Annotated in this window: 2 protein-coding genes and 1 tRNA gene; 1 reads left to right on the top strand and 2 read right to left on the bottom strand. The window is 53.2% G+C overall.

Features of this window, described 5'->3' with window-relative positions; genetic code table 11:
- Window positions 1-2153 (top strand): Tex family protein (locus KDK14_RS14205; RefSeq protein WP_257265832.1); only part of this gene is annotated, 2153 nt, incomplete at its 5' end.
- A gap of 393 nt (window positions 2154-2546) precedes the next feature.
- On the opposite strand, the gene KDK14_RS14210 is transcribed toward KDK14_RS14205, so the two are convergent.
- A tRNA-Phe gene (locus KDK14_RS14210) sits at window positions 2547-2622 on the bottom strand.
- Between the two features lie 182 nt (window positions 2623-2804).
- Window positions 2805-3767 carry an MBL fold metallo-hydrolase gene (locus tag KDK14_RS14215; RefSeq protein ID WP_257265833.1) on the bottom strand — a complete coding sequence of 321 codons (963 nt, stop codon included), beginning with the start codon at window positions 3765-3767 and terminating at the stop codon, window positions 2805-2807.
- Between the last annotated feature and the right edge of the window lie 99 nt (window positions 3768-3866).

Raw genomic sequence — 3866 nt, forward strand, 5'->3', positions numbered from 1 at the left:
ATCTGCGGGAACTGGAAGAGCGCCGTGAAGCCATTCTGAAGAGCATTACCGAACAGGATAAGCTGACGCCGGAACTGGAAAAAGATATCCGCTCTGCCGATACCAAAACCCGCCTGGAAGACCTTTACCTCCCCTACAAACCGAAACGTCGTACCAAGGCCCAGATTGCCCGTGAGGCAGGCCTTGAGCCTCTGGCCAACTTGCTGTTCGATACGCCGGAAAAAGATCCTGACGCAGAAGCCGCTGCTTTTGTCGACGCCGATAAGGGGGTGGCGGATATCAAGGCGGCCCTGGAAGGTGCCCGCTATATCCTGATGGAGCGTTTCAGTGAGGATGCCGAGCTGCTTGGGCAGCTGCGTGAGCTGCTCTGGAATGAAGGTATCCTGAGCAGTCGCGGGGTTGAGGGTAAAGAGGAAGAAGGTGCCAAGTTCCGGGATTATTTTGAGCATGATGAGCCACTGAACAGTGTTCCGTCCCATCGGGCGCTGGCCATCTTCCGTGGCCGGAATGAAGGGGTATTGCAGGCTAATATCCGCCTGGCCAATGAACCGGAAGACCGTCGTGCAACCCACCCCTGTGAGAAACTGGTGGCTGATTTCTGGCAGGTTGAGCACAAAGGCCGCGCGGCGGATGACTGGCTGAAGGATGTGGTGCGCTGGACCTGGCGGGTTAAGCTGCTGTCCCAGTTGGAAACCGAGTTAATGACCCGCATACGGGAAAACTCGGAAGATGAAGCCATCAAGGTTTTTGCCAAGAACCTGAAAGATTTGCTGCTGGCGGCACCTGCTGGCCTCAGGCCAACCCTGGGTCTGGATCCTGGCCTGAGAACCGGCGTGAAGGTTGCCGTGGTGGATGGCACGGGGAAGCTGGTTGAGCATACGACTATTTATCCCCACGCTCCCCAGAAGAAATGGAAGGAAGCCCTTGGCACTCTGGCCACCCTCTGTCTGACCCATCAGGTTGAGCTGGTTAGTATCGGTAATGGCACGGCATCCCGTGAAACGGACCGTCTGGCGGCTGAGCTGATGCGCAGTTATCCAAAACTGGGCCTGACCAAAATTGTGGTCAGTGAAGCCGGTGCGTCTGTGTACTCGGCCTCTGAACTGGCCGCCCGTGAATTCCCGGATCTGGATGTTTCCATTCGTGGTGCCGTATCCATCGCCCGTCGTTTACAGGACCCTCTGGCCGAACTGGTGAAGATTGAGCCGAAATCCATCGGTGTTGGCCAGTACCAGCATGATGTCAGCCAGATCAATCTGTCCCGCTCCCTGGAAGCGGTGGTTGAGGACTGTGTCAACGCGGTAGGGGTTGACCTTAATACCGCGTCCAGCGCCCTGCTGGCCCGCGTGTCAGGCCTCAATCGCACTCTGGCAGATAACATCGTTGCCTATCGCAATGACAATGGCGCCTTCAGAACTCGTAAGGACCTGCAGAAGGTGGCCCGGTTTGGTGCCAAAACCTTTGAACAGGCCGCAGGCTTCCTGAGAGTGATGAATGGTGATAACCCCCTGGACAGTTCTGCTGTGCACCCTGAGGCGTATCCGGTGGTAGAGAAGATTGCCAGCCAGTCAAGCCGGGATGTGCGGGCCCTGATCGGCGATACTGCCTTCCTGAAGGGGCTGAATGCGGCGGAATTTACCGACGAAACCTTTGGTCTGCCAACCGTTACGGATATTATCAGTGAACTGGACAAGCCCGGCCGTGACCCACGTCCGGACTTCAAAGCCGCCGAATTCAAGGATGGCATTGAAGATATCCGTGATCTGAAGCTGAATATGGAACTGGAAGGCGTGGTCACCAACGTGACAAACTTTGGCGCGTTTGTGGATGTTGGTGTCCATCAGGATGGCCTGGTGCATATCTCTGCACTGTCTGAAAACTTCGTGAAGGATCCCCGTGAAGTGGTAAAAGCGGGCGATATCGTTAAGGTCAAAGTCATGGAGGTGGACGTTGCCCGTAAGCGTATCGGGCTCTCCATGCGGCTGTCGGATAAGGCCGAAGAGCGTGCAGAAGCTCGCCAGCAGCCACGACAGGCCAGAACAGAAAAGCCTGCAGGTCGACCACAGAAAGCCAGTCAGACCCGTGGCAAGAAGCAGGATTCAGGGGGTACTTTTGCTGATTTGTTTGCCAATGCGAAACAACTTCGCAAGTAACAGTTGTGGGCAAATTGCCCTGACAAGCCTTGCAAACGTCTTATACGACGATTGCAGTTTGGTGTCAAAAAAGCCGGACAAGCCTGTGTTGGGCTTTTTTGGGGGATTCAGGCAATTCAGCCTGATATTATAAGTACTTGGCTAAATGGAATCGTATATTTCTGGCCAGGAGGCTGTCCGAGAATTCAGCCTATGCCAAGCTCTGTTTTTGCGCCCTCCCAGTGGTGAAAACAGAACTTCTGCTCGACAAAATTTCAGCCCACATTTCGACAAAGCGTGATTTCATCAGAGGCATCTGACTATCTTGAAGTGAGGTTCTCCAAAACCTGATAGAAACTGATACTTTTGATCAGATCGAAAGAGCCTTGAGCAAACACCCAAGGCTTTTCTGTATGGTGCCTGGGGGCGGAATCGAACCACCGACACGCGGATTTTCAGTCCGCTGCTCTACCAACTGAGCTACCCAGGCGCTATCAGGCAACAAGTCTGTCTACAACGAAAATCATGTGCGAGGCGTATTAAACGGATTTCACTTCGGAGAGTCAAGTCATATATAAATTTTCATGGCCAGTCAGTAAGTATACAAACCAGGGATCATAAATCCGTCGTTTATTTGCAGGTTAAATATTTCAATCCCACCACAATTCAATATCAGCCCTGCAGTTGCTCCCAAACTGCCTGATCCCGCTCTGCAGTCCAGATTCTCGGCCAGTCAATACCATCAAACTCATCCCACAGGCGCTGAACATCAAATGGCAGGCAGTGCTCAAAAATGGGCCAGCCACCATAGCGGGGAGACAGGCTTTGATGGGATGCGGCAAAGGCTGCTGTTAACGTTCCCCCGTTTTTATAAACGGTGCCTACCTGATCAATCATGGTCTTGAGGAAAGTACGGCTTTGCTCGATGGCGGCATCAACCTGATCCCGACCATGCACAACGGCACCCCGACCACCCACCAACGTTTCAGCACCATAAGCCTTGACCTTATCCAGCGTGGTGGTGGACCAGTCAAAATGAAAGGCATCACCGGTATAGAGAGCAGCCTGTGCCTCGACCAGATCTCCGGTAAACAGAATATTGTGCCTGGGCAGCCAGGCGCAGATATCTCCGGCCGTATGGCCCCGTCCACAGTATTCAAGCACCAGGCTTCCCCGATGCCCACCCAGTGGGATTGCCAATCGATCGTTAAACACAATATCAGGATGGGTCAGCCCGGGGATTCCCTCGGGTTCGCGGAACAGCCGGGGCATTCGGCGAAACTCACTGTCCCAGTCATCCATACCGCGCTCTTTTATCAGGAACCGGGTGTTCTCATGGCTAATAATCGATTCGGCAGCGAAGGCGGATGCACCAAGTACACGAACGGCATGGTAGTGAGACAAAACCAGATACTTCACTGGCTTTGTTGTATGCCTTCTGAGTTCCTGTAGCCAGTCAGACGCAGCCCCTGGTGTTGCCCGAGCTTCAAAGGCAATAAGGAAGTCCTCTGCCTCAATGGCCCCGACATTAGGATCCCCCTCAGCAGTAAAGGCATAAACGCCGTCTGCCAGCACTTCAAGCGTCTCTTTTTTGGGAGCCACATCGGTTGATGATGCAAACGCTTTTATAGTCATAATAATTAACCAATTAAAATCTGCCAGGAGGCTGTCCGAGAATAGCGCCCACAGCAATGAATGACATCTTATTTTTCAAATATTAATTTCTGCAAATTG

It is taken from the genome of Endozoicomonas sp. ONNA2 (assembly GCF_024606365.1).
Classification (GTDB): Bacteria; Pseudomonadota; Gammaproteobacteria; order Pseudomonadales; family Endozoicomonadaceae; genus Endozoicomonas.